Origin of the sequence: Dolichospermum circinale AWQC131C, from assembly GCF_000426905.1 — a bacterium.
Taxonomy (GTDB): domain Bacteria; phylum Cyanobacteriota; class Cyanobacteriia; order Cyanobacteriales; family Nostocaceae; genus Dolichospermum; species Dolichospermum circinale.
This window is the reverse complement of sequence record NZ_APIY01000472.1, coordinates 1-3,143: the sequence shown is the minus strand read 5'-3', so window position 1 is coordinate 3,143 and position 3,143 is coordinate 1. Positions and strand designations below refer to the sequence as shown.

Here is a 3,143-nt window from a genome sequence, read left to right as displayed (position 1 = left end):
CCAATTGTAGGCTGACTCGTGCTTCTGATATAAGCTCTGACTTATATCCTTTTGATGTTATTTCTGCCAATCTTATTTGGGGATTTGTCATATCTTGAATATCTTGCGTCTATTTAATACACTCAATGCAACTGAATTTAACAAACACCATAAGTTACACCTAGTTCTTTTAACCATCTACGATAGGCAACTGTGCATTTATCTGATGGCACATGGATTTCCTGTGGCAACCATTGCGTGTTTATCTGCTTTGGCGGTAACAGTGGTAAACGCGTTGGCTGTTGGGAATGTAGGATCCGAATATCTTCTTCTATTGTTTGGTCATATCCAGCTAGTAGCTTTGACTCCAATGTTTTAAAGTCCAAATTTTCAGGGCTATTCCACATTATCAAATAACGCAATACGCTGTTGTCTTCATCAATCGGTGTTACCAGCATCAAATCGACTATCCGAATTTCAGAGGCTTCCGTACTGCTGTATTGGCATAAAGGATGACTCATGCTGTACCAAATAACCATTGAGTCATCTTTATTACTATTGTTAAACTTTGATGTATGTAGTTGATAATTACCCATAGTCAGGCCATCTTTGTCCACTTTCACCTCAAGGTCTTCAACTTGTGCGTGGTGGCGATCGCCTAACCCGCCATCGTGGATAAAAGGAAAATGAGATACATCTAAGGAATTATCCATCACACGAAACGCACTAGCTTGAATCAAGTAAGACTTAGTATAAGTCTTGTGATAATTCGGATCGTCCCATTCGGGGAACTCAGGTATATCATTCACAGGATTCCCTAAACAGACCCACACTAAGCCGTAGCGTTCCTGGCAATGATAGGTCTTGGCTTGTGCATTTGCTGGAGGTATCATGTCAGGGTGAGCCGGGATCTGTACGCATTTACCTGCTTCATTGTATCTCCATCCGTGATACGCACAAACCAAAGTATGATTCGCTATTTCTCCCATAGACAGAGCCACACCTCGGTGGGGGCAGTAGTCTTGCCATACCTGTATGGGTGAATTAGGTTCATCACTGCGCCATAGTAACAATTTAACTCCCAACAAACTAGCTGTGGTGATACTTCCTGGTTTACAATCTTCTCCGTTGGCGACTACGTACCAGTTGTTGATTAAGATTTGGTCGGCATTTGTCATAATTGTCTCCTAGTTTTACCAGCCAGCAAGGCGTAAGTCAGAAAATCTGACATTATTTAATTTGGTATTGCTGAATTAAGGTCTTATTTTCAGATAAGGCGATCGCTCCTATGTAAGATAGACTGAAAAATCACCTTATATTTACTGTAACCAAAGTTGTAATCTTTGTTCATCCCAGTTTAATAGATTGGCTAGTTCTTCTATCTCTCGCTGAAAATGCTTCATAAGTTTTAATCGCAGTTCAGGGTCAATTTTCTTTGGTCGTTGAGGTTGTCCGAATTTTCCTATATCATAAAATAAAAATTTGACCAAATCGGCATAAGAACTACTTTCTAATTTGTTCACAAAATGAGGATACTTGCAAAAAAACGACCGAACTGCAATATTAGGAAGTGGTTTTGAAGGATTTTTCACTTTTATTTCTGCTGGAAAGTTAGGGTCTACTCCTAAGAATTCAAGAGTTTGGCGGTAAGTCTTAGCTGTATCTTTGACAAATTCATTAAAGAGAATTATATGAAGATTTTCCTTACCAAAAATCTGGAGGTATCTTCTTACTTGAGCCGAATACTTTACCCAATCAAAATAAAGTAAGAATTTTATTTCCTTGCGTGATTTTGGTAGTTTGCTACCTTTCTTTCGCTCTTCTTGAGCGGCTAAAGCTTCGCCAAAATCTAAAATATCTTCGTCTTTCCATAACAAAAAATCCCCATGCAAAGAATAAAGCATATCGGGAGGATTGCGAAGCATAATTATTATTTTTGCATCAGAACAAAATTCTTTTATCTGTTGAGCTGCTACTTCAGAATATAGATATTCAGGAGATGATTCTCCTATATATTTAGCATTACCTGCTGAGTCAAAAAGCTGTAAATAATTAGAAATTTCTTTGATTTTCCCCGCAAAACAATCAATATCGCGAGAGAAATAATGAGGTTCTTTTTGGGAAGACATGAAAATTTCAGGATGTTGACCCAAGTAGTTGTGCATGGATGTAGTTCCACATTTAGGAGCACCAACAACAAATAAATTTGGTTTTTTCATAAGGATATCCGGTAAGTGGGAAACTCAGTGGCTTTAGCCCTGAGAGGAAAGCGACACGGGCGGTTTTAACCGCGGGGAATCAACAAGTAGTTTTTTTGTTCTTTAATTAATAAATCCGCGAATGTCTTTAAGAAAATCTAAAGTGTCTTTTAGCATTATAATGGCTTCTCCATACTTTCTGTAGTTCTTAACTTGCTCAATTGGCGATAAGTGGGCAACTCTGGATCTAAGCTTCGCATCATTGGAGCCTGATTCAACAGCCGCTTCATCAATCCTATTGGGGTAATCATTATGTAAAATAAAACCCCTAAAATAATTCGTGTTTGTATCCGACCTAAAACAAGTCCAATCCTCATCCAGTTTTTGTAAACAAAATTTAAAGTTGCGGGTGTGAGTTGATGCCCCAATCCCATCCAAACGGAGGTGGTTGCCCACTATCCTACACCATCTAAGCACAAAATGGCAGCACGCTCAACCAGATGGGCATGGCTGTGATAAACGAGCTAAATCCTTTTGGCGCATGGGCTAAATAGGTTTCCAACAATCGCTCGAACTTGACTAATGGCTTGTCGTAAAAAACAAGTTGTAACTTGATTCCTGCTTGTTTTAGACAGTAAGCGATCGCTCCAATAGGAAAACTAGCATCGTGCTTTCGTCTTGAAAAACGTTCTTCCTGGGCTGCGGCAACGATTTCGCCATCAACCACCATAGCGGCAGCGCTATGGTGGTAGTAAGCTGAAATTCCTAAGATATGCATTTCAACACCTTTTCGTCGGGTATAATTTGACTCTCTTCCCCGTTATTACTATTGGCAATCTTATAGGCAATCATTTGATAAAAACGAACCATTAAGATGACTCCAGATAGGAGTGGACTCAAAACCATACCTAACCAGATACCGATACCTCCCCAACCTAAAATGATTGCCATGAAATAGCTTCCTGC

The 3,143-nt window shown here is 39.4% G+C and carries 4 protein-coding genes and 1 pseudogene; all 5 read right to left on the bottom strand.

Features of this window, described 5'->3' with window-relative positions:
* Positions 1–137 precede the first annotated feature (137 nt).
* On the bottom strand, positions 138–1,157 hold the full coding sequence (locus ACIR131C_RS0101170) for an aromatic ring-hydroxylating dioxygenase subunit alpha (RefSeq protein ID WP_028088738.1): 1,020 nt from the start codon (positions 1,155–1,157) through the stop codon (positions 138–140).
* Positions 1,158–1,298: 141 nt separating this feature from the next.
* Positions 1,299–2,198: a sulfotransferase family protein gene (locus ACIR131C_RS21560; protein WP_051347459.1), complete on the bottom strand. Its 900-nt coding sequence runs from the start codon at positions 2,196–2,198 to the stop codon at positions 1,299–1,301.
* Between the two features lie 155 nt (positions 2,199–2,353).
* Positions 2,354–2,611 carry an SxtJ family membrane protein gene (locus ACIR131C_RS27285; RefSeq protein ID WP_051347458.1) on the bottom strand — a complete coding sequence of 86 codons (258 nt, stop codon included), beginning with the start codon at positions 2,609–2,611 and terminating at the stop codon, positions 2,354–2,356.
* Positions 2,612–2,646: 35 nt separating this feature from the next.
* Complete coding sequence (locus ACIR131C_RS0101155) at positions 2,647–2,907, bottom strand: carbamoyltransferase N-terminal domain-containing protein (RefSeq protein ID WP_231395367.1); 261 nt, start codon at positions 2,905–2,907, stop codon at positions 2,647–2,649.
* A gap of 35 nt (positions 2,908–2,942) precedes the next feature.
* Positions 2,943–3,143: pseudogene (locus ACIR131C_RS21550) on the bottom strand (hypothetical protein); the annotation flags it as partial.